This is a genomic window from Burkholderia lata, from assembly GCF_000012945.1.
GTDB lineage: Bacteria > Pseudomonadota > Gammaproteobacteria > Burkholderiales > Burkholderiaceae > Burkholderia > Burkholderia lata.
Genome location: NC_007509.1, coordinates 717,886 through 738,833, shown reverse-complemented (window position 1 = coordinate 738,833; position 20,948 = coordinate 717,886). Strand labels below are relative to the sequence as shown.

The following is a 20,948-nucleotide window of genomic DNA, read 5'->3' as shown; positions in this document are numbered from 1 at the left end:
CCGAGGCGCAGCGATGTTTCAGGGAATCAGTACTCCGAAGATCCAGTGAAGTCGACAATCCAACCAATCGAACGGGAGTTTCAAATGAATCGCATGAAAGGCAAGACGGTCATCATTACAGGCGCCGCGAGCGGCATGGGCGCGGCCGGGGCCGGATTGCTCGCGCGCGAGGGCGCCAACGTGCTGGTGACCGACATCCGCGCCGACGGCGCGGCGCAGGTGGCCGCCGGGATTCGCGAACAGGGGCTGAGCGCCGAACACTGCGGCCTCGACGTCACCGATGCGGCGCAATGGCAGGCGGCCGTCGACAAGGCACTCGCGGCGTGGGGGCGAGTCGACGTGCTCGTCAACAACGCCGGGTTGCCCGGCACGCCGGATACCTGGGAGCAGGCGACACTCGAAAGCCTGAACAAGCTGATCGAGCTGAATCTCAACGGCCAGTTCCTGGGGATCAAGACGGTCATTCCGGCGATGGAGCGCACCGGCGGCGGATCGATCGTCAACATGTCGTCGATCGCCGGCATGATCGCATTTCCGGGGCTCCACCCGGGCTACGGCGCATCGAAGGGCGCGAACCGGCTGCTTTCCAAGTGTGCCGCCATCGATCTGGCCGGCCGCGGGATTCGCGTGAACTCGGTTCATCCGGGCGTGATCCGCACACCGCAGAGCGAATACCTGTTCGACGATCCGGACGTCATCAAGGTCATCCACTCGAAGATTCCGCTGGCGCGCGCGGGGCGGCCCGAGGAAGTCGCGACCGTGGTGCTGTTCCTGGCCAGCGACGAATCGTCGTACATGACCGGTGCCGAACTTGTCGTCGATGGCGGCTTTACCGCGCTCTGACGCAAACCGTCGAGTGTGCATTCCACCGAGGGCATCGCGCTAACCCATGCGCGATGCCCTCGGTGCTTCCGGGTTTCAGATGACCTGCCGCGAGCGCAGCGCGGCGACTTCGTCGCCGTCCATCTGCAGCCACGCCTCGAGCACGGCCTGCGTGTGCTGGCCCAGTTGCGGCGGCAGACCGGCTTCGGGTTCCGGCACGTCCGACATCTTGATCGGGTTGCCGGCGACCTGGATCGGCCCCCAGACCGGGTCGTCGAGTGTCATCAGCATGTCGCGGGCGGCAACGTGCGGGCAGTCGAACAGGTCGGCGACATCGTTCACCACCGAGGCCGGCACCCCGCCGTCACGCAACATCCGGACGGCGTCCGCGCGGGTCCGTGCGGCCAGCCATGCATCGATGTGGCTGTTGAGCACGTCGCCATTGGCACGGCGGGAGATGCCGTCGACAAAGCGCGGATCGTCGGGCAGTTCCGGCCGACCGATCACGTCGCAGAACCGTCGCCAGATATGCTCGCCGAGCACGGCGATGACGATATAGCCGTCGTTCGCGCGATAGGTGCCGAACGGCGCGGTGACCGCATGCACGCCCGGCGGCGTGGGCTGGCGCAGCGCGGAATACATCGCAACCGAGATCTCGTTCTGGATCAGCGACGCATCGTAGAGCGAAATGTCGACCTTCTTGCCGCGGCCGGTGCGCTGGCGCTGATAGAGCGCCAGCAGTGCGCCCTGCATCGCCAGGATGCCGCCTTGCAGGTCGGCCAGCGAAAAGCCGAGATAGGTCGGACGATCGCCGGTGCGCTCGGGCCGGTACATCAGCCCGCTCATCGCCTGCCCGACGATGTCGAACGCCGGGTAATCCGTGTACGGACTGGGCTTCACGTCGGTGTGGCCGAACCCGGAGATCGCGACGTAGATCAGGCGCGGATTGTGTTCGCGCAACACGTCGTAACCGATGCCGAGCCGATCCATGACGCCGGGGCGCAGGTTTTCCACGACGATATCGGCTTCGCGCGCCAGCTCGATGAAGATCCGCTTGCCGTCGGGATGCTTCAGGTCGAGCGTGACGCTCTTCTTGTTGCGGTTCGAGCGCAGAAACGACAGGCCGTGCGCGACGCCGTGCGCGTCGGTCTTGACGGGGCTCGTGCTGCGGGAAAAATCTCCGCCTTCGCGCGATTCGACCTTGACCACTTCCGCGCCGGCATCGGCGAGCCACATCGACGCATAGGGGCCCGCAATGAAATTCTCGATGGCGAGTACCCGCACGCCGTCCAGCGGCCGGTCGACGGTGTTCGCCTGCGTGTTGTCGGTTGCGTTCATTGCAGGACCCCCTCGGCGCGCAGCGCATCGACTTCGCGAGCGTCGATGCCCCAGTCGCGCAATGCATCCGTCGTATGGGCGCCGGGCGCGGGCGCACCGCCGCGCAGCGTCGGCTTCGTCCGGCTGAAACGGGGCGCCGGCCCCGGCTGCACGATGCCGTCGACTTCGACGAACGTGCCGCGGGCGACGTTGTGCGGGTGATGCGGCGCTTCGGCGAGCGACAGCACGGGAGCGAGGCAGACGTCGGTGCCGGCCGCGAGCGCGCACCATTCGTCACGCGTCTTCGTGGCGAACACCCGAGTGAAATGCTCGCGCAGCACGGGCCAGCCGTGGCGGTCGTGCTGATCGGGGAGCGGCGTGTCGGAGAGCCCCAGCAGCGCGAGCGTTTCCCGATAGAAGCGCGGCTCGTTGGACGCGAGCGACACGTAGCGATCGTCGCGCGTGCGGTAGACGCTGTACCACGGTGTGCCCGAATCGAGTCGGTTGTCGCCGCGCCGGTCGCTCCATGCGCCGGCCGCGTACATGCCGTAGATCAGCGTCATCAGATGCGCGGAGCCGTCGACCATCGACGCATCGACCACCTGTCCGGTGCCGGAGCGCGCGGCTTCCAGCATCGCGCAGACCATGCCGAACGCGAGATACATCGCGCCGCCGCCGAAATCGCCGACCAGGTTGAGCGGCGGCACCGGCGGCCCGTCGCGTTCGCCGATCGTGTGCAACGCGCCACTCAGCGAGATGTAGTTCATGTCGTGTCCGGGCGCCTGCGCAAGCGGGCCGTCCTGGCCCCAGCCGGTCATGCGACCGTAGACGAGGCGCGGATTGTGCGCCAGCAGGTCGTCGGGGCCCAGGCCGAGCCGCTCGGCCACGCCGGGGCGAAAGCCTTCGAGCGCCGCGTCGGCGGATGCGGTGAGCCGCTTGACCAGTTCGACGGCCTGCGGCCGCTTCAGGTCGATGGCCACCGAGCGGCGGCCGCGGTTGAGCAGATTGAAGCGGTGATCCATGTGCACGCCGCTGTCCGACGGCACGATGCGGTCGAGGCGCAGCACGTCGGCGCCCATGTCCGCCAGCAGCATCGCACAGAACGGGCCCGGCCCGATTCCGCCGAGTTCGATGATTTTCAGACCGGCAAGCGGTCCGGCTCCTGCGTTGTCTTTCAAGATTGTCTCCCGGTGTGATTCTGTCGCGCAGCCGTCCGGCCCGGAGCGTGCCGGCCCGGATGCGGGCCATGCGGAAATACTAGAAGCGCGCGATGAGCGCCTCAAGTGACGATTCGTGAGCGCACGAGTTCCGGAATACGAACGCGTCGCGATGGCATCGCGACGCGACGATTCGTGCATCGTGAATCGCAGATTCGCGAGTCACGACTTGAGCGTTGCCGGACGCGATGACTACCATCTTCGTTACTACGTCGCATGCATCGGGCCACGGATCGAACGAATCAGGCGCAGGCGGTCGCAGGGTGCTTCACTGCATTATGCGAACAATTAGAAATACAAATGATTGAACAAGCATGGAGGGTGAAACGCATTGCTTCGGATCATTGGCGCCGCCGGCTGCGCGAAAGCGGGGCGCTTTCCACGCATGTTGGCGTGACGAACACCTGCGGCCGGTCGGCGCCCGGCCTGACCATCGACGACGCGTTGCCAGCACGAGACAGACGCGACGGCCTGTGCTTCAACAGCAAGATCGCTCACCAGTTCCATCGCAAGGCCGCATCGAGCGGCCGACGCAACCGACGCTGCACGCAACAGGGACGAGGACCGTCCCGTCGATGACGCGCAGCGAAACATCAAGAACCATCATTAACGGAGACAGTCAGTGACCGCTCATTCCATGAAGTCAGAATCCGAACATCCCGGCCTGGCCGCGGCGCTTGCGTGGTGCCGCTCCGGCGCCAAGCAGCACTTCATCGACGGCAAGTGGGTGCCGGCCGCGTCCGGCAGGACGATGGAGACGTTGAACCCGGCGACGGCGGACGTGCTCGCACACATCGCCGAAGGCGACAAGGCGGACGTCGACCTTGCGGTGGCCGCCGCGCGGCGTGCGTTCGAATCGTCGGGCTGGCGCGGCATGTCTCCGCATGCGCGCACCGCCGTGCTGCTGCGCCTTGCAGACGCGATCGAGCAACACGCTGATGAACTGGCCGCACTCGAGACGCTCGACAACGGGATGCCGGCCTGGTTCAGCGCGGCGGTGGTGAAGATGACCGTCGACACGTTCCGTTACTACGCAGGCTGGCCGACGAAGATTCTCGGCACGACCGTGCCGACCGACCCGTCGGCCTTCATCTACACGCTGCGCGAGCCGATCGGCGTCTGCGGCCAGATCAACCCGTGGAACGTGCCGCTGCTGCTGGCCGGCGTCAAGTTCGGGCCGGCGCTCGCGTGCGGCAACACGATCGTCGCGAAGCCTTCGGAACTCGCGTCGTTGACCTGTCTGCGGCTTGTCGAGATTTTTCACGAAGCCGGTCTGCCGCCGGGCGTGATGAACGTGGTAACCGGCTATGGGCAGACGGTCGGCGCGGCGATCTCCGAGCATCCGGGTATCGACAAGGTCGCGTTTACCGGCTCGACCGCAATCGGCAAGCAGATCCTGCTCGCGTCGGCCGGCAACCTGAAGCGCGTGACGCTCGAGCTCGGCGGGAAAAGCCCGCATATCGTGTTTCCGGATGCCGATCTCGACAAGGCGCTGGCCGCCGCGGTCAACGGCTTCACGCGCAATTCCGGGCAGATCTGCTCGTCCGGCACGCGCCTGTTCGTTCATCGCAGCATTCACGATGAATTCGCGAACGAAGTGGCGAAGCTCGCCGCGCGACTGAAAGTCGGCAACCCGTTCGACGCCGATACGAAACTCGGCCCGCTGATTTCGTCGAAGCAGCGCGATCGCGTGATGTCGTACGTGGCCGCAGGCAACGACGAAGGCGCGACGTTGCTGACCGGCGGCCGGCAAGCGTGCGATGCCGGTTACTACGTCGAGCCGACGGTGTTCTCCGGTGTAAGCAACGCAATGAGGATCGCGCAGGAGGAGATCTTCGGCCCGGTCGTCTGCGTGATTCCGTTCGATACCGAAGAGGACGTGATCGCGCAGGGCAACGATTCGACTTACGGGCTTGCCGGCGGCATCTGGACGCGTGACATCGGCCGGGCGCACCGGATCGCGGCGGCGTTGAAGGGTGGCCGGATCTGGATCAACACGTTCGGCGAAACCGATCCGGTGATGCCGTTCGGTGGCTACAAGCAGTCGGGGCTGGGCCGCGAGTTCGGCGCGGAGTCGATCCAGACCTACACGGAAGCGAAGTCGGTGATGCTCCGGTATTGATCTGACGCGGGCCGGTCGGAATCCTGAGCGATATCGGCAGCGGCCCGCGCTCTTTTGCCTGCTCGAACTTGTGCGAAAGCCGCGTATCAAGTACGTGCGAGCACGTAGAAAAGAAGGCCGTCTACCGGATGCGCGTTCGCCGCATCCGCCATCACGTCCCGCGCGAAACGCGGTACCTCCGGCTCGTGCGTGCACATGCCGGACGCAACGATTCGCGCAATGCGAATCGCGGGTTCGCGAGTGAAAACTTGAGTGCGGCCGGTGCGCACGACTAGCATTGAATCAAAGCAATGCCAGGTCAAACCGGAGACGTGAATGGAAACTGCATGGCAGGTGGCCGACGTGGCGTGGCGCCCTGAACCCGAGGCGGCACGCGCCAGTACCCTGGCTGCGTTCATGCGATACGTCGGCATCGAGCAGGCCGATCCGGCCGGGTACCGGCAATTGCTGGAATTCGCCGAGACTCGTCCCGATGACTACTGGAGCGCGCTGATCCGGCATATGGACCTGCGTTTCTATCAACCGTACGACGCGGTGGTCGATACGCGTGACGGCATCGAGTGGGCGAAGTGGTGCGTCGGCGGCACGACCAATGCGGTGCTGAATTGCCTGGACCGTTATCGCGGCACCGCACGCGACCGGCAGGAGGCCGTGGTCTGGGAAGGCGAGGACGGCACCGTGCGCCGCTGGACGTACGCCGAACTCGACGCGCAGACGAGCCGCCTCGCGGCCGGGTTGCGCGAGATCGGCTGCCGGCAGGGCGACGTCATCGCGCTCTACCTGCCGATGGTGCCCGAGGCCGTGGCGGGCATGCTGGCGATCTCGAAGATCGGCGCGATCGTGCTGCCGCTGTTTTCCGGATTCGGCGCGCAGGCCGTCGCGAGCCGCCTGCAGGACGCGGGCGCGGTGGCGGTGCTGACGGCGGATGCGAGCACGCGTCGCGGCAAGGTGACGCCGCTGAAGCAGACGATCGATGCGGCGCGTGCGGATGTGCCAACGCTGAAACATGTCGTCGTGCTGCGCCACCGCGGCGCCGAGACGGAATGGGATGCACGGGTCGACCACGAGTGGCATGAACTGATCGACGGCCAGCCGACCGATGCGCCGACCACCGAAATGCCGGCCGACGCACCGATGATGCTGATGTACACGTCGGGCACGACCGGCAAGCCGAAAGGCACCGTTCATTCGCACTGCGGATTGATCACGAAGCTCGCGCTCGACATGGGGCTGTGCGCGGACATGCGCGCCGGCGACCGGTTGATGTGGTTGAGCGACATGGGCTGGCTGGTCGGGCCGATGCTGATCTACGGCACCACGCTGCTCGGCGGCACCATCGTGATGGCCGAAGGCGCGCACGATTTCCCCGACTCCGGGCGGTTCTGGCGGCTGATGGAGCAGCATCGCGTGAGCGTGCTCGGCATCGCGCCGACGATCGTGCGCAGCTTCATGCAGGCGGGCGGTGCGGGTATCGAAAATCACGATCTTTCCGCGTTGCGGGTCGCGCTGTCGACCGGCGAGGCGTGGACGGTCGACGCGTGGCGCTGGATGTTCGACAAGGTGTGCGGCGGCAGCCGGCCGATCATCAATTATTCGGGCGGCACGGAAGTGGGCGGTGGCATCGTCACCGGCACCGTGATCCATCCGTTGAAGCCGTGCGCATTTGCAGGCCCGATTCCGGGCATGGGTGCCGATGTCGTCGACGACGCGGGCCGGTCGGTCGGGCCGGGCGGGACCGGCGAGCTCGCGTTGCGCGCGCCGTCGATCGGCCTCACGCGCGGGCTGTGGCACGACAACGAACGCTACCTGGCCAGCTACTGGGGCACGACATCCGGAATGTGGCGGCATGGCGATCGCGCAGCGATCGACGCGGACGGGTTCTGGTATGTGCTGGGCCGCGCCGACGATACGCTGAAAGTCGCCGGCAAGCGCACCGGGCCGTCCGAGATCGAGACGCTCGTGATGGCGACGGGGCAAGTCGCCGAAGCGGCGGCGATCGGCGTGCCCGACTGCGTCAAGGGCGAGACCGTCGGTCTCGTGGTCACGTTGATGCCGGGTGTGCCCGCCGACGCGGACGTCGAGAAGGCGTTGAGCGCGGCCGTCGTATCGGGTCTCGGCACCGCGTTTCGGCCGGCGCTCGTGCTGTTCGTCGACGATCTGCCCAAGACACGCAACATGAAGATCATGCGCCGAGCGGTACGTGCCGCATGCCTCGGGCTGCCGCCCGGCGACCTGTCTTCGCTGGCCAACCCCGAGACGCTGGATGCGATCGCGGCGGCGGCAAGCCGGCACGGCATTTCAAAAACGGTGGACGGCAGATGAGCGAGCGCCGCAAGGATTTCGTATTGACGATATCCCGTCGCGTGGCGACGACCACGATCAATCGCCGGAACGTGACGTATGCAACGCCGTCAGGCGCGCACACAGCGGCTGACACACGGACCCCGGCACCTCCGACTGCATGTACGCCCCCGACGAATCGCACAAGGGCGCGCATACCGAGAAGCGTCCACTGGAGTTCCGTCACCGCATGAAGTGACGCCAGGGCGACGCCCCCATCATTTTTTCGCATCAACCAGGCAACCAGGAGACAAATGTGACTACGAATGCCATGAGGCCGGCCCGATCCCTGCTGTTCGTGCCCGGCAACAAACCCGACTGGATCGAGAAATCGATTGCATCGAAAGCGGACGCGCTGATTCTCGATCTCGAAGACAGCGTACCCGTGCCGCTGAAGGTCGAGGCCCGCGCGGTCGTCCGCTCGAAGCTGGCGTGGCTCGCCGAGCAGCGGCAGCGCGTGTATGTGCGGATCAACCGCAGCCCGTACCTGTACGACTTCGACGACATCCTCGCGGTGGTCGGGCCGCACGTGGAGGGGATCGTGATCTCGAAGCCCGTCGGGCCGGAGGACATCGACTGCGTGTCGATGATGCTCACCGAGGCGGAATTCCGCAACGGCGCGGCGCTCGGGTCGACACGTGTGATACCGCTGCTGGAGACCGCGCGTTCGCTGCAGTTCGCGTATGAAATCGCGTCGCGCGAGCGCGTCGGCGCGATCGTCGGCGCAACCGCGAAGAATGCGGACGTCGCGCGCGCACTCGGCTATGTGTGGACGCCCGACGGCCGCGAAAGCCTGTACTTCAAGTCGCGCGCGGTGATGGCCGCGCGTGCGGCCGGCAAGCATGCGATCGGCGGCGTGTGGCAGCAGGTCAAGGATCTCGACGGGCTGCGCAAGTCGTCGCTGCTCGACCGCAATCTCGGCATGTCCGGCGAGCTCGCGCTGCATCCGTCGAACGTCGCGACGATCAACGACGTGTACAGCCCGTCGGCCGACGAAGTCGCGTACTACGAAGGCATGATCGCCGCGCTCGACGACGCGCAGGCCGGCGGTCGCGCATCGTGCATCTACGACGGCGAACACATCGACATCGCCCACGTCAAGACCGCGCACGAAATCGTCGCGCGGGCGAAATCCCTCAATCACTGACTGAACAAGGAACCAGACAAATGCCCGGACTCTATTTCGAAGACTGCCGTGAAGGCCTCGTGGTCGAACACGCGATCCGCCGTACCGTGACGGAAACCGACAACGTGCTGTTCTCCGCGATGACGTACAACTGCGCGCCGCTGCACATCGATGCCGAGTACAGCAAGGGCTCGATCTACGGGCAGCGGCTCGTCAACAGCATGTTCCTGCTGGCGCTCGTCGCGGGCATCACCGTGTATGAAACGACGCTCGGCACGACGCTTGGCAACCTCGGTTTCCAGGAAATCAAGTTTCCGAAGCCCACCTTCCACGGCGACACGATTCGCGTGCGTACCGAGATCGTCAGCGCGCGGCTGTCGAAAAGCCGCAGCGACTCGGGCATCGTCGTGTTCCGCCACGTCGCGCTCAACCAGCGCGACGAGGAAGTCTGCACGGCCGTGCGCACCGGCCTGATGATGCTGCGCCCGAAGTAAGCGCACCGCCTCGCGCGCGGCAGACGCGTGTCGCGTTTGCCGCGCAACCGGGAAGGAACGCGAAGCGAAGGCGGCCGGCGACGGCCGCGCGCCGTTCACGCGCATCGCGCAGAAGTGACGGCACGACAGCGGCGCGCGCATGCGTTGCACGTCGAGGTGGACGCGGCAGGCATGGGGTTGCCGATCCGCTTCTCGGCCACGCTTTCGCAGTTCGACCGGCCGGTGATGGCGCTGGCGCCGGGCGACGCGAACGACGAGATCGATAGCCGCCTGCTCGCGCTCGATGCGTGCGAGATCGCAGAGGGCGGGATTGGCGCGTAATCTAGGGCGACCGAGCGGCCATGCGCGACGATCGCCGCCGGCTCATCCCGCTTCATTCAATCGAAACGAGGTTCTCATGAGACAAGCAGTGATCTGCGAACCGGTGCGCACGCCGGTGGGGCGCTACGGCGGCGTGTTCAAGGACATTCCGGTCGCGACGCTGGCCGAGACAGTGATCCGCGAGCTGGTGCGGCGCACGGCGCTGGACCCCGCGCGGATCGACGACGTGATTTTCGGCCAGTGCTACCCCAACGGCGAGGCGCCGGCGATCGGGCGCGTCGCGAGCCTCGACGCGGGCCTCGGCATTCGCGTGCCCGGGCTGCAGCTCGACCGTCGCTGCGGATCGGGCCTGCAGGCGGTGATCGACGCGGCGATGCGTGTGCAGACCGGCGCGGCCGACCTGGTGCTCGCCGGGGGCGCCGAGAGCATGAGCCAGGCGGAGCACTACATGCTCGGCGCACGCTGGGGCGGCCTGCGCGGCGATTCGTCGCCGATGTGGGACCGCATCGCGCGCGGGCGCATCACGTCCGGCGGCCGCCATCATCCGGTCGAAGGCGGGATGCTCGAGACCGCCGAAAACCTGCGACGCGAATACGGAATCACGCGCGACGCGCAGGACGCGCTCGCGTACCGGTCGCACAGCCGCGCGATTGCCGCGCACGAATCCGGCCGCTTCGGCGACGAGATCGTGCCGGTGCAGGTGAAAACGAAAGGCGGCACTACGTTGGTCGATCGCGACGAGCATCCGCGCGCGGACGTGACGATGGAAAGCCTGGCTGCGCTGCGCCCGGTCCGCCAGAAGGTCGATGCGGAATCGACGGTGACGGCCGGCAACGCGAGCGGACAGAACGACGGCGCGGCCGTCTGCATCGTGACGACGCCGGAGCAGGCGGCCGACCTCGGCCTGCGCCCGCTGGCGCGCCTCGTCACGTGGGCGGTTGCGGGCGTCGAGCCGGAGCGGATGGGGATCGGCCCGGTGCCCGCGACCGAGCTCGCCTTGCGGCGCGCGGGCCTTGCACTGAAGGACCTCGACCTGATCGAGCTGAACGAGGCGTTCGCGGCGCAGGTGCTCGCCTGTACAGCGGGCATGGGATTCGACGCCGGTGATTACGAGCGGCTGAACGTCAACGGTTCCGGCATTTCGCTCGGCCATCCGGTCGGCGCGACCGGCGTGCGGATTCTCGCGACGATGCTGCGCGAACTCGATCGCCGCGGGGGGCGCTACGGGCTCGAGACGATGTGCATCGGCGGCGGACAGGGGCTCGCGGCGGTGTTCGAGCGCGTGGCCGCGTAACGGCAATCATCCGGCTCGCGAAAGGAGAACACGCGCTTCGCGGATGACGATTTGAATGTTTGACATGCGGCTTATACGATCCGAAAGCAGTTTGTTGGTTGAATAAAATGCAGAAACGCTTGCGCAACATCGCCTTTATTAAAAATTGAATAATCCAAAGGAGACGTAAAGTGATTTCAGATATTGATCGACTGGTTGCCATTGAAGATATCAAGACGCTTCAGTACAAATTTTTCAGGGCGGTCGATTACGAAAAAGACAAGATCGCGGGGCTGCTCACGCACGATGTCAGGATTTCGTTCTCGGACGAGACACCGGCGGAAGCCGTGAAACTGACGCAACCTGTGGTACTGAACGGGCCGGATACGTTCGTGTCATTTCTCAAGCAGTTCGTCGGCGCAGAGCGCTCGGTTCACCTCGGACTCATGCCGCAGATCGAGTTCGACAGTGCCGACAAGGCGAATGGCATCTGGTGGATTCAGGGCGTAGGCACGGATCCCAAAGCGCGCGGCCTGAAGATCGGCCTGGGTTTTGAAACGATGGAATGCGACTATGTTCGCGTCGACGGCAAGTGGTTGATCTCGAGCCTCTCGGCTCGAATTCAGGTACACATGTGACCGGTCGAAGGTCGTTCACCGCGAATCCCGACTCGGAGCGTACGTTGGCGAGTGTCCGTGCACAGGTCGTCGCGGCAGAAGGGCAAGTTGCGGTGGACCTGATTCAACGCTTCCGGGTGCCCGGTGGAGGTTGCGAGACCCGTCACCCGCGTCGAACGTCACGTCGAGCCGTTCTACAAGATGGACCTCGGCGCATGGCCGTTATCGTTCCCGCGCCGGCGCCCCGTAGAGACCGGGACGCCGGCTGACGTTACCAGTCCTGCGATTTCGATCGAGTCATACGCAAAATCGGGCGCGGCCAGTAGTATGTCCGCGCCCCGTGATCGTTCCAGCCAGGAACAATCGATTCGATCAGAACGCTTTGCTGAAAAATAGCAGCAAGCCATTTGCCTTGGCCGTGTTTCTCGCCCAAATTCCAAATTGAGCCTTGAGTTTGACGCTCGCGCCCCATTCCGGGATGCTGTACGCGATTACCGGGCCGGCCACCGCAATGCCAAAGCGGTCTCCGGGTACGATCTGGCCGTTTTGTCGATCCTCGGTGACCTGGCGAGCATAATAGCCGGCGACGCCAATCTGCCAGCGCCCGATTATTTCACTGATCGCGGCGTCGATATCGATGACCAGCCCGTTGTTGTAATTCGTCGTCGGGTTTCTGCCCGCAATATCAAAGAAGACATGCCCGTCGAGTTCCAGGCCATCACCCAGGCGGTTGGGGCCGGTCAGGTAGGTTAGCGCGAAATTCGGGATGTAGTAGAACGTGTTCTGACCCGTCGAGACAATCCGCCTGGAATCGTAGGTACCTGCCGCGAGCATCATCGAGTACGCCAGTTTGACCGTCAGCCCTCTCACCGGATTGTCTCCGACATGGGTGCTCCACATCAGGATGTCGGAGTAGACGTCATTGAATCCCCGCCATGACTCGTATCTGTCGTTGAGTTTGACCCGCCCGATGCCGCCGCCGTCCGCGACCATCGTGCCCAGCGTTCCCCCAAACAACTTGAACGGATAGATGTAAAGAAGCGCGAATTCGCTCAGGCCGCTCGACGTCGAGAAATCGGCAATGGAATTCTGGCCGCCATTCCCCATGAGCGAATAGGATTTCACATAACCGACAACCAGCCCCCCGTAAAATCCGGCTTTGTCCGGCAAGACTGCATTCTGTATGTCGGTTCCTCCGACCGGCCCTCCGTACGCAACACCTTGCGCTGAAAAAGCTTCGGACGAAATCAGGCACGCCAGCAGGCTGGCTGAAAATAGCTTCCACATCACTTGTCTCCGTTTGATTCTTCTCGACTTCTTGTTTAGGTCGGTTTGATATGCTTTCGGCGGTGAAGTGCGGATTGGTGATTGTCTATTTATTGTGTTGGTCTCCGGATTGTTTTGATTTTTTGGATATTTTGATCACGGATATGGGTGTTAGATTTTCGTGATCAAGTCGGAGGAGGCGGACTTCCTCCTTCGAGGTGGACTTCTGTCGTTTTCATTTTTCGTCCGGATGGTCGTCGATCCGGGGTTCGCATGGTCAGCGAGTCGGTCTGAGTGACGGCTTGTGAAATATCGACGAGCGTGAGGGCGCGATTGATTGCCCGGCACAACATTGACGTTGCTCGATCCAGGTAATCGCCAGTCTGAATGTGCCGCTTGAGTCTCGTCGTGTCGGGCCAGTCCAGACCGGGCTCGCACGAGGTATTTCGGCGTGCGGCCGATAGTGAAGTGCCGGACCGCGTTGCCGCCGGTCCGGCATTTTCAGTGCTGCCGATCAGGCGAATTCGACGCGGCCGCGTGAGTCCTTGAGCGTCGCCACCGTTTCATCGACCAGGCGACGCAGCACGTCGCCGGCCGGCGGCACGTCGCGGATCAGGCTGGAACCCTGGCCTGCCGGCAGCGGCTGATGATCCTTCAAATCCGCTTCAACCGACGCGAAGCGAACCGGCCCGATCGCGACGCGCTGCTCGGGATACGGCAGCATTTCGTCCTCGTGGCCTTCCCACACCTCGGTGTAGCGGTTCTTGAGCTGGCGCACGTACAGGCCGTCGAACAGCAGCGAACGAATGGTCTGGTCGTAGCCGGCGTCGACGATCGACTGCTTGTAGTTCGGGCCGACCGTCGCCTCCTGGCTGCCGATAAAGCGCGTCCCGACCCACACGCCCTGCGCGCCCTGGGTCAGCACGGCGGCGATCTGCGAGCCCGTCACGATGCCGCCGGCCGCAACCACCGGCACCGGCGAAAACTCGAGCACTTCCGCGAGCAGGGTGATCAGGCCGACGTCGCCGGTATGGCCGCCCCCTTCGGTGCCTTGCACGACGACGACGTCGGTGCCGGCCTTGATCGCGGCCTTCGCATGCCGCGCCGAGCCGACCATGCTGACGACCTTGACGCCGCGCGCGTGGCATTCGTCGACCACCCACGCCGGCGTGCCCAGCGCGCAGGCGATGACTTCGACCTTGTGCTTGAAACAGATCTCCAGCTTGGTTTTCGCATCCTCGATGCCCATCGCCTGGTCGTCGACGGGCTTGACCTCGATGCCGAGCGCCTCGATTTCCTTTTGCAGTTGAACGATCGGCGACGGCAGGTTCTCGATCTTGATCGACGCGAGGTTCTTGGGCGCGCGCAGCGGAAAGCCGATATCGACGCACAGCGGCTTGTCGGTCAGGCTGCGCACGAGCTTGATTTCCTGTTCGACGCGCTCGGGCGTCGGCGAGATCGCGGCGATCGTGCCGAGGCCGCCGGCCTTCGACACGGCGGCGGCCAGCGGGCCGAACGCCACGCCGCCCATGCCGGCCTGGAGAATCGGGTATTCGATGTTGAGCAGTTCGCACAACGGGGTTTTCAGTCTGGACAAGTCTGCCTCCTGTTTTGATGGATGTTCGACGACCGTTCGATCGCGCCGCGCGACGGTTGCCGCCCGTGTGACGGGGTGGCGTCGTCGTCGCGGAGAAGCCCGGTTGCGCGATGCGTGCAGGCGTGCGGGTTTCGGTGAATTCAATGTAACAAGGGCTCCGGGCAGGTTCAAATCGCAAGTCGCGACGGCAGTGTTCGCGCTTTCCGAACGCATCGGCCACGCCCTGTCACGGCCGGCAAACGCAGCCAACCAACGCACCCGGCCGGTTCGCGGATGCCGAATGCCGCGTTCGCCGAATACCAGTTGCACCGCGTATCGCGGTCCAACACACTCGATAGCGACAGAAACAAACCGATTGCGCGTGCTGTCGTCGCGCGCCCGTCGAGCATCGAGGAGGACATCAGGATGGACCTGCGTTACACCGCGGCGGAACACGCATTCCGCGAAGAAGTGCGCGCGTTCGTCGACGCGAACTTGCCGAACGATATCCGGGACAAGGTCCTGGGGCACCGCCGCGTCGAGAAGGACGATTACGTGCGATGGCACCGGATCCTGAACGCCCACGGCTGGGGGGCGCCGGCATGGCCGAAGGAGCACGGCGGTACCGGCTGGAGCCCGCTGCAGCGCCTCATCTTCGAGATCGAGTCGTTCAAGCTCGGCGCACCGCGCCTGCTACCGTTCGGTCTGCTGATGATCGGGCCGGTGCTGATGAAATACGCGTCGCCGCAGATGCAGGCACGGTTTCTGCCGCGCATTCCGGACATGGACGACTTCTGGTGCCAGGGCTATTCCGAGCCGGGCGCGGGCAGCGATCTCGCATCGCTGAAGACGCGCGCGGTGCGCAAGGGCGACAAGTATGTCGTCACCGGGCAGAAGACCTGGACGACGATGGCGCATTTCGCCGACTGGCTCTTTTGCCTGGTTCGCACCAACCCGGACGCGAAACCGCAGGAAGGCATCTCGCTGCTGCTGATCGACATGAAGTCGCCCGGCGTGACCGTCCGCCCGATCGTGACGCTCGACGGCGGCCACGACGTCAACGAGACCTGGCTCGAGGAGGTCGAGGTGCCGGTCGAGAACCTGGTCGGCGAGGAGAACAAGGGCTGGACTTACGCGAAGTATCTGCTCGGGCACGAGCGCACCGGCATCGCGGGCATCGGCCACTGCTACCGCGAGCTGCGCCAGCTCAAGCACTACGCGCAGGTCACGCCAAACGGCACCGGCGGCGTGATGATCGACGACGCCCGGATGCGCGACAAGATCGCGCGGATCGAGATGGACGTGATGGCGCTCGAGATGCTGCTGCTGCGCGTCGCCACGCAGGGCGCCGGCAAGGCGCCGGGGCCGGAAGCGTCGATCCTGAAGATTCGCGGCTCCGAAATCCAGCAGGACATCGCAATGCTGCAGCAGGAAGTGGCCGGGCCGCACGGCTGGCCGTATTCGCCGGACTGGCTGCTCGACGGCGCCATTCAGCCGGTGAGCGGGCCGGACTGGGCAGCGCCCGCGGCATCGACGTACTTCGACATGCGCAAGATCTCGATCTTCGGCGGCGCGACGGAGGTTCAGAAGAACATCATCTCGAAGATGATTCTCGGTTTCTAAGGAGCAGGCATGGACTTTACCTACAGCGAAGAGCAGCAGATGATGGCCGACAGCCTGCGCCGGTTCGTGGAGACCGAATATGCGTTCGAGCGGCGCCGCAAGCGCTCGCGCAACGCCGGCGCGTTCGATCGCGCGGTATGGTCATCGCTCGGCGAGCTGGGCGTGCTGGGGCTCACGATCGATGCCGACCACGGCGGCTTCGGCGAAGGGCCGGCGAGCCGTCTCGTGGTGCAGCGCGAACTCGGCCGCGGGCTCGCGCTCGAGCCGGTGGTGCCGTCGGCGGTGGTGGCGGGTGCCGTGTTCGGCCGGTACGGCAACGACGCGCAGAAGCAGGCATGGCTGCCGGCCATCGCGAGCGGCGAGAAGATCGTGTCGGTGGCGTATCTGGAGCGCGACTCGCGCTATCAGCCGGAAAACGTGCAGACGTCAGCGGAACGCAGCGGCGCCGGCTACGTGATCACCGGCCGGAAAGCGCTCGCGTGGCATGGCGAGGTGGCCGACGCGCTGCTCGTGACCGCGCGCCTCGCGGGCTCGGGTGACATCGGCTTGTTCGTCGTGCCGCGCGACGCCCGTGGCGTGACGGTGACGGGCTATCCGACGATGGACGGCTTGCGTGCCGCGGATATCACGCTCGACGGTGTGACCGTGGCGGGCGACGCGATGATCGAAGGTGGCCTCGATGCGCTGCAGCACGGCATCGACCACGGCATCGCGGCGCTGTGTGCCGAGGCAGCGGGTGCGATGGAGCGGCTGATCGAGATCACCGCCGAGTATCTGCGCACGCGCCAGCAGTTCGGCAAGCCGCTCGGCGCGTTCCAGGCGTTGCAGCACCGGATGGCCGACATGCTGATCCAGAAGGAGATCGCGCTGTCGATGGCCTACGTCGCGGCCCAGGCGCTCGACGAAACCGGGGCGGACGAACGGACGCGCAAGATTGCAGCCGCGAAGGTGATGGTGGCGAAAGCCGGACGTTATGTCGGCCAGCAGGCCGTGCAGCTTCACGGCGGGATGGGGATGACCGACGAACTCGAGGTTGGTGACTACCTCAAGCGGCTGGCGATGTTCGATCCGTTGTTCGGCGACAGCGACTACCAGATGGCCCGCTACACGGCGGCGATGGCGTAGCGACACACGCGCCGGCACGCATGCGATGCACAGGCTTGCTCGCCAGCGCCCGGCCTCAAGGCATGAACGGGACGTCGCGAAGCGCGGCGGCGAGCTCGGCCGCGGTCAGCTTGATCGGCGGCGCGATCCGGTTCCTGATCGCGTCGATGTCGGGATGCAGGTCCACCGCGCCGCAGCTCAGGGCCATCGGCGTCGCGTAGCATCCGACGCTGATCGGCAACGCGATGCCGTACACGTCATGTTGAAACTCGCCGATCGACGTGCAGACGCCGGTCGAATCGAGTTCGTCGAACGCGGCGTCGAAGCTGGCCTTCAACGCGGACGCACGAGCGTCCGCCGCGTTCAGCAAGCGCGCGACATAGTCGTTGCGCGCGTCTTCCTGCAGCCCCCACAGCCAGGCCTTGCCGATCGACGTCGTGCTCATCGGCAGCAGCGACCCGACGCCGAGCTGCAGCGTCGAATTCCGCACGCTGTAGCAATGGGCGACGTACAGCATGTCGAGCCGGTGCGGCACGGCGAGCGCGACCGCCGCGCCGAGCGTGTCGGCCAGCCGTTGCATGAGCGGCTGCGCCAGCCGCGTGACGGGATTGGTTTCCAGGTAGGTGTGGCCGATGCCGAAGATGCCGGCCGCCAGCTCGAAGCGGGGGCCGCCCGCCACACGGCGGATGAATCCCAGTTGAATCAGCGTGGAGGTCAGACGGGACACGACCGAGCGCGACAGGCCGGTTCGCTGTACCAGGTCACCGTTCGTCAGCGCGATGCGCTCCGCATGAAATGCATTGAGCACCTGCATCCCGCGTTCGAGCGTCATCGTCGTTTTTTCGGCTTCGTGAGGCATGGCGGCACCTGCAGTCGTATCGGGCGGCGAGAAGGTCAGCGGCGCGCGGGCAGGCGTTCCTGCAATACGCGGGCACATGCGACGAGCCGCGATCCGAGTTCCCGCTCGACGGCCGCCTGCGCAACCCGCGCGGTGCGGCCGACGCAGCACAGCACGAGGGGCGGGCGACCGGGCAGTGTCAGCGGCGCGGCCACGCAGGTCAGCTCGGGCTCCCATTCGCCATGCAGCATGCAGAAGCCGAGTTCATGCACTTGCGCGATCTTGTCGTTCATCCGGTGACGAATGGCCGGCGGCCACGTGGCGCCGGCATGGCGCTCCACCTGGGCCCGCAGATACTCCCGCTCGTCTTCCGGGAGCGCCGCCAGCAACGCCCAGCCCATCATCGAATACGCGATCGGCACGTGCATGCCGGGCGACAGCTGCAATTCCAGCAGCGAGCGGCGGTTGACGTGCGTTTCCAGCAGGATCACATCGAGTCGATCACGTGTGCCGAGCAGGACGTACGTATCCGTCGCCTCGGCGAATGCCCGCATTTCGATGCTGGCGAGCCGCAGCATCTCGGGGTCGGCGATCGCGGCATAGCCCAAGGCCAGCGAAGCCGATGCCAGCGAATACCGTTTGCTCCTGTCGTCGCGATGCAGGTAGCCGAGCGTCACCAGCGAGCGCAGCAGACGCAGCACGGTCGGTGCGGGAATGCCGGTCGCGTCCGCGATTTCCTGGTTGCCGAGCGACGGCTTGTCCGGCGTAAACGCGGAAAGAATCGACAAGCCGCGCGCGACCGGCGCCACGACGACGGTGCCATCGGCCTGATTGCTGCCCGATGTGCGGGGCCACGCCAGATCAATTCCATAGGGTCCGCTGAGGGACTTCTTGCCCGCGTGCCGGGGCAGCGATCTTTCGGGTTGCATCGTGGTGTCGAGTCGATGGTTGAGTGGCGCGTCGGATCGTGCGTCGCAGGCGCGAGATTGCCGAGGCAAACCGCGCGCATCGGTCATGCCGATCCGGTCGACAAGAATGGGGGCTCCCGTGCTTTGAAATTCTACTGCACCGGATTTGTGCTGTCTGCCGCGCGAACTTTCAAAGCACGGGAAAGCGTGGCGCTCGCGATTGTCGGGCAGGGTAGGCAGGTCTCCAATGGAGTCCGCACGGGATGACAACATTGGAGACACGCCATGCAATACCCTGACGAAACCGTATCGATGCGTCGCGACGGCGCACCTGCCGCACCGGATCTCGACGTGATCGTCGTCGGCGCCGGATTCGCCGGCCTTTACGCACTGTACAAGTTCCGCAAGCTGGGCCTGAGTGCGCAAGCGCTCGAAGCCGGCAGCGGCATCGGCGGCACGTGGTTCTGGAACCGATATCCCGGGGCCCGATGCGATGTGGACAGCGTCGAGTACTCGTATTCGTTTTCCGACGACCTCCAGCAGGAATGGAACTGGCCCGAGCGCTTCTCCGCACAGGGCGATATTCTCCGATACATCAATCACGTCGCCGATCGCTTCGATCTTCGTCGCGACATCCGGCTGAACACGCGCGTGCAGTCGGCGAGCTTCGACGAGTCGAACGGCGTCTGGCGTGTCGAGACCGTCGACGGGCAGGTGGTCACCGCACGTTTCTGCGTGATGGCGACCGGCAATCTGTCGTTGCCGCGGGTGCCGGAATTCAAGGGGCTCGATACCTTCAAGGGCGAGTGGTATCACACCGGCCTCTGGCCCGACGAGCCGGTCGACTTCACCGGGCGACGGGTGGGCGTGATCGGGACGGGTTCGTCCGGCATCCAGGTCATTCCCATCGTCGCGAAGCAGGCGAGCCAGCTGTTCGTGTTTCAGCGCACCGCGAACTTCACGCTGCCGGCGCGCAACCGCGCATTGTCCGGCGACGAACTGGGCCGACACAAGGCACGTTACGAATTCTGGCGGGCCGAGGCGCAAAACACGCCCTTCGGTATCGCCGGGCACGCCGCGCCGACGAAGAACGCCCTGGACGATACCCCCGAGGATCGTCTCGCCACGTTCGAGGAAAAGTGGAAGGCCGGCGGCAGTATCAGCTTCCTGTATGCGTACAAGGACCTGCTGACCAACAAGGCCGCGAACGACACGGCCGCGGAGTTCGTCCGCAACAAGATCCGCAGTACGGTGAAGGACCCGGCGACCGCCGAGCTGCTCGTGCCGAAGGACTACCCGATCGGCGCGCGGCGCCTGTGTCTCGACACCGGCTATTACGAGACCTTCAACCTGCCGAACGTGACGCTGGTCGACACGAAGTCGGCACCGATCATCGAAATCACGGAAACGGGCGTGAAGACCGCCACGGGCGACTACGCGCTCGACACGATCGTGTTCGCGACCGGCTTCGATGCGATCACCGGCGCACTGGCCGACATCGATATCCGTGGACGCGACGGCCTGCCGCTGAAGCAGAAGTGGGTGCACGGGCCGCGCACCTATCTCGGGCTGATGACGGCGGGGTTCCCCAACCTGTTCATCGTGACCGGTCCGGGCAGCCCGTCGGTGAAGTCGAACATGGTGTGCGCGATCGAACAGCACCTGAACTGGATCACCGATTGCATCGGCAAGCTCGCCGCGCAGGGCACCGCGACGATCGAGGCGGACTCGGACGCGGAGACGCGCTGGGTCGAGCATGTCAACGAGGTGGCGGACGCGACGCTGTATCCGCTGGCCGAGTCGTGGTACACGGGCGCGAACGTGCCGGGCAAGCCACGCGTGTTCATGCCGTATGTGGGCGGGTTTCACCGGTACCGCGCGATTTGCGACGACGTCGTCCGCGACGACTATCGTGGCTTCGTGATCGCCGATGTTCAGGCAGCCGAGGCGTGACGCGCGATGCCCATCACGCGTGAAGGTGCTG

At 65.2% G+C, this 20,948-nt stretch carries 18 protein-coding genes; 12 read left to right on the top strand and 6 right to left on the bottom strand.

The features are described 5' to 3' along the window. Positions 1 to 84 precede the first annotated feature (84 nt). Entirely contained in the window at positions 85 to 843 is a 759-nt protein-coding gene (locus BCEP18194_RS03140) for an SDR family NAD(P)-dependent oxidoreductase (RefSeq protein ID WP_011349847.1), read from the top strand. Between the two features lie 75 nt (positions 844 to 918). Here the strand turns inward: BCEP18194_RS03140 and BCEP18194_RS03135 are convergent, their stop codons facing one another. Continuing rightward, positions 919 to 2,160: a CaiB/BaiF CoA transferase family protein gene (locus BCEP18194_RS03135; RefSeq protein WP_011349846.1), complete on the bottom strand. Its 1,242-nt coding sequence runs from the start codon at positions 2,158 to 2,160 to the stop codon at positions 919 to 921. Further along, a complete protein-coding gene (locus BCEP18194_RS03130; protein WP_011349845.1) occupies positions 2,157 to 3,317 on the bottom strand; it encodes a CaiB/BaiF CoA transferase family protein in 1,161 nt (386 codons plus the stop codon). The genes BCEP18194_RS03135 and BCEP18194_RS03130 overlap by 4 nt, the downstream gene beginning before the upstream one ends. A 339-nt stretch (positions 3,318 to 3,656) precedes the next feature. Here BCEP18194_RS03130 and BCEP18194_RS41015 point away from each other — a divergent pair, with 339 nt between their 5' ends. From BCEP18194_RS41015 to BCEP18194_RS03095, 8 genes are all read left to right on the top strand, one after another. After that, positions 3,657 to 3,935, top strand: a complete 279-nt coding sequence (locus tag BCEP18194_RS41015; protein WP_157687106.1) for a hypothetical protein — start codon at positions 3,657 to 3,659, stop codon at positions 3,933 to 3,935. 58 nt (positions 3,936 to 3,993) lie between these two features. Then, the gene (locus BCEP18194_RS03125; protein ID WP_011349843.1) at positions 3,994 to 5,478 is read left to right on the top strand and encodes an aldehyde dehydrogenase family protein; all 1,485 of its coding nucleotides are present in this window, start codon (positions 3,994 to 3,996) and stop codon (positions 5,476 to 5,478) included. A gap of 315 nt (positions 5,479 to 5,793) precedes the next feature. Continuing rightward, positions 5,794 to 7,800 carry an AMP-binding protein gene (locus BCEP18194_RS03120; RefSeq protein ID WP_011349842.1) on the top strand — a complete coding sequence of 669 codons (2,007 nt, stop codon included), beginning with the start codon at positions 5,794 to 5,796 and terminating at the stop codon, positions 7,798 to 7,800. 289 nt (positions 7,801 to 8,089) lie between these two features. Continuing rightward, positions 8,090 to 8,965 (top strand): HpcH/HpaI aldolase/citrate lyase family protein, encoded by an 876-nt coding sequence (locus BCEP18194_RS03115; protein WP_011349841.1) that lies wholly within the window; start codon positions 8,090 to 8,092, stop codon positions 8,963 to 8,965. Positions 8,966 to 8,985: 20 nt separating this feature from the next. Beyond that, a complete protein-coding gene (locus BCEP18194_RS03110; RefSeq protein WP_011349840.1) occupies positions 8,986 to 9,438 on the top strand; it encodes a MaoC family dehydratase in 453 nt (150 codons plus the stop codon). A gap of 114 nt (positions 9,439 to 9,552) precedes the next feature. Next, positions 9,553 to 9,759: a hypothetical protein gene (locus BCEP18194_RS03105; protein WP_041492467.1), complete on the top strand. Its 207-nt coding sequence runs from the start codon at positions 9,553 to 9,555 to the stop codon at positions 9,757 to 9,759. Positions 9,760 to 9,835: 76 nt separating this feature from the next. Continuing rightward, positions 9,836 to 11,053, top strand: a complete 1,218-nt coding sequence (locus tag BCEP18194_RS03100; RefSeq protein WP_011349838.1) for an acetyl-CoA C-acetyltransferase — start codon at positions 9,836 to 9,838, stop codon at positions 11,051 to 11,053. 170 nt (positions 11,054 to 11,223) lie between these two features. Continuing rightward, on the top strand, positions 11,224 to 11,670 hold the full coding sequence (locus BCEP18194_RS03095) for a nuclear transport factor 2 family protein (RefSeq protein WP_011349837.1): 447 nt from the start codon (positions 11,224 to 11,226) through the stop codon (positions 11,668 to 11,670). A 351-nt stretch (positions 11,671 to 12,021) separates the two neighbouring features. On the opposite strand, the gene BCEP18194_RS03090 is transcribed toward BCEP18194_RS03095, so the two are convergent. After that, on the bottom strand, positions 12,022 to 12,936 hold the full coding sequence (locus tag BCEP18194_RS03090; RefSeq protein ID WP_011349835.1) for a SphA family protein: 915 nt from the start codon (positions 12,934 to 12,936) through the stop codon (positions 12,022 to 12,024). Positions 12,937 to 13,429: 493 nt separating this feature from the next. Continuing rightward, positions 13,430 to 14,725: an NAD(P)H-dependent flavin oxidoreductase gene (locus BCEP18194_RS03085; RefSeq protein ID WP_081436531.1), complete on the bottom strand. Its 1,296-nt coding sequence runs from the start codon at positions 14,723 to 14,725 to the stop codon at positions 13,430 to 13,432. A 192-nt stretch (positions 14,726 to 14,917) separates the two neighbouring features. Here BCEP18194_RS03085 and BCEP18194_RS03080 point away from each other — a divergent pair, with 192 nt between their 5' ends. Beyond that, positions 14,918 to 16,114, top strand: a complete 1,197-nt coding sequence (locus BCEP18194_RS03080) for an acyl-CoA dehydrogenase family protein (protein WP_011349833.1) — start codon at positions 14,918 to 14,920, stop codon at positions 16,112 to 16,114. Between the two features lie 9 nt (positions 16,115 to 16,123). Continuing rightward, positions 16,124 to 17,239, top strand: a complete 1,116-nt coding sequence (locus BCEP18194_RS03075; RefSeq protein WP_011349832.1) for an acyl-CoA dehydrogenase family protein — start codon at positions 16,124 to 16,126, stop codon at positions 17,237 to 17,239. 55 nt (positions 17,240 to 17,294) lie between these two features. Here BCEP18194_RS03075 and BCEP18194_RS03070 read toward each other — a convergent pair whose 3' ends face one another. Then, positions 17,295 to 18,077, bottom strand: a complete 783-nt coding sequence (locus tag BCEP18194_RS03070; RefSeq protein ID WP_011349831.1) for an IclR family transcriptional regulator — start codon at positions 18,075 to 18,077, stop codon at positions 17,295 to 17,297. A gap of 35 nt (positions 18,078 to 18,112) precedes the next feature. After that, positions 18,113 to 19,072, bottom strand: coding sequence for an IclR family transcriptional regulator (locus BCEP18194_RS03065; protein ID WP_244272784.1), 960 nt, complete (start codon positions 19,070 to 19,072; stop codon positions 18,113 to 18,115). A gap of 177 nt (positions 19,073 to 19,249) precedes the next feature. Here BCEP18194_RS03065 and BCEP18194_RS03060 point away from each other — a divergent pair, with 177 nt between their 5' ends. Further along, on the top strand, positions 19,250 to 20,917 hold the full coding sequence (locus BCEP18194_RS03060) for a flavin-containing monooxygenase (RefSeq protein ID WP_011349829.1): 1,668 nt from the start codon (positions 19,250 to 19,252) through the stop codon (positions 20,915 to 20,917). The last annotated feature ends 31 nt before the right edge of the window (positions 20,918 to 20,948 follow it).

What these genes read in the sequence shown, in the direction of transcription:
- BCEP18194_RS03090 (WP_011349835.1), bottom strand. Translation starts at nt 12,936, where the DNA reads ATGTGGAAGCTATTTTCAGCCAGCCTGCTGGCGTGCCTGATTTCGTCC.
- BCEP18194_RS03120 (WP_011349842.1), top strand. Translation starts at nt 5,794, where the DNA reads ATGGAAACTGCATGGCAGGTGGCCGACGTGGCGTGGCGCCCTGAACCC.
- BCEP18194_RS03085 (WP_081436531.1), bottom strand. Translation starts at nt 14,725, where the DNA reads ATGCGTTCGGAAAGCGCGAACACTGCCGTCGCGACTTGCGATTTGAAC.
- BCEP18194_RS41015 (WP_157687106.1), top strand. Translation starts at nt 3,657, where the DNA reads ATGATTGAACAAGCATGGAGGGTGAAACGCATTGCTTCGGATCATTGG.
- BCEP18194_RS03110 (WP_011349840.1), top strand. Translation starts at nt 8,986, where the DNA reads ATGCCCGGACTCTATTTCGAAGACTGCCGTGAAGGCCTCGTGGTCGAA.
- BCEP18194_RS03100 (WP_011349838.1), top strand. Translation starts at nt 9,836, where the DNA reads ATGAGACAAGCAGTGATCTGCGAACCGGTGCGCACGCCGGTGGGGCGC.
- BCEP18194_RS03070 (WP_011349831.1), bottom strand. Translation starts at nt 18,077, where the DNA reads ATGCCTCACGAAGCCGAAAAAACGACGATGACGCTCGAACGCGGGATG.
- BCEP18194_RS03125 (WP_011349843.1), top strand. Translation starts at nt 3,994, where the DNA reads ATGAAGTCAGAATCCGAACATCCCGGCCTGGCCGCGGCGCTTGCGTGG.
- BCEP18194_RS03140 (WP_011349847.1), top strand. Translation starts at nt 85, where the DNA reads ATGAATCGCATGAAAGGCAAGACGGTCATCATTACAGGCGCCGCGAGC.
- BCEP18194_RS03065 (WP_244272784.1), bottom strand. Translation starts at nt 19,072, where the DNA reads ATGACCGATGCGCGCGGTTTGCCTCGGCAATCTCGCGCCTGCGACGCA.
- BCEP18194_RS03080 (WP_011349833.1), top strand. Translation starts at nt 14,918, where the DNA reads ATGGACCTGCGTTACACCGCGGCGGAACACGCATTCCGCGAAGAAGTG.
- BCEP18194_RS03115 (WP_011349841.1), top strand. Translation starts at nt 8,090, where the DNA reads ATGAGGCCGGCCCGATCCCTGCTGTTCGTGCCCGGCAACAAACCCGAC.
- BCEP18194_RS03135 (WP_011349846.1), bottom strand. Translation starts at nt 2,160, where the DNA reads ATGAACGCAACCGACAACACGCAGGCGAACACCGTCGACCGGCCGCTG.
- BCEP18194_RS03060 (WP_011349829.1), top strand. Translation starts at nt 19,250, where the DNA reads ATGCAATACCCTGACGAAACCGTATCGATGCGTCGCGACGGCGCACCT.
- BCEP18194_RS03075 (WP_011349832.1), top strand. Translation starts at nt 16,124, where the DNA reads ATGGACTTTACCTACAGCGAAGAGCAGCAGATGATGGCCGACAGCCTG.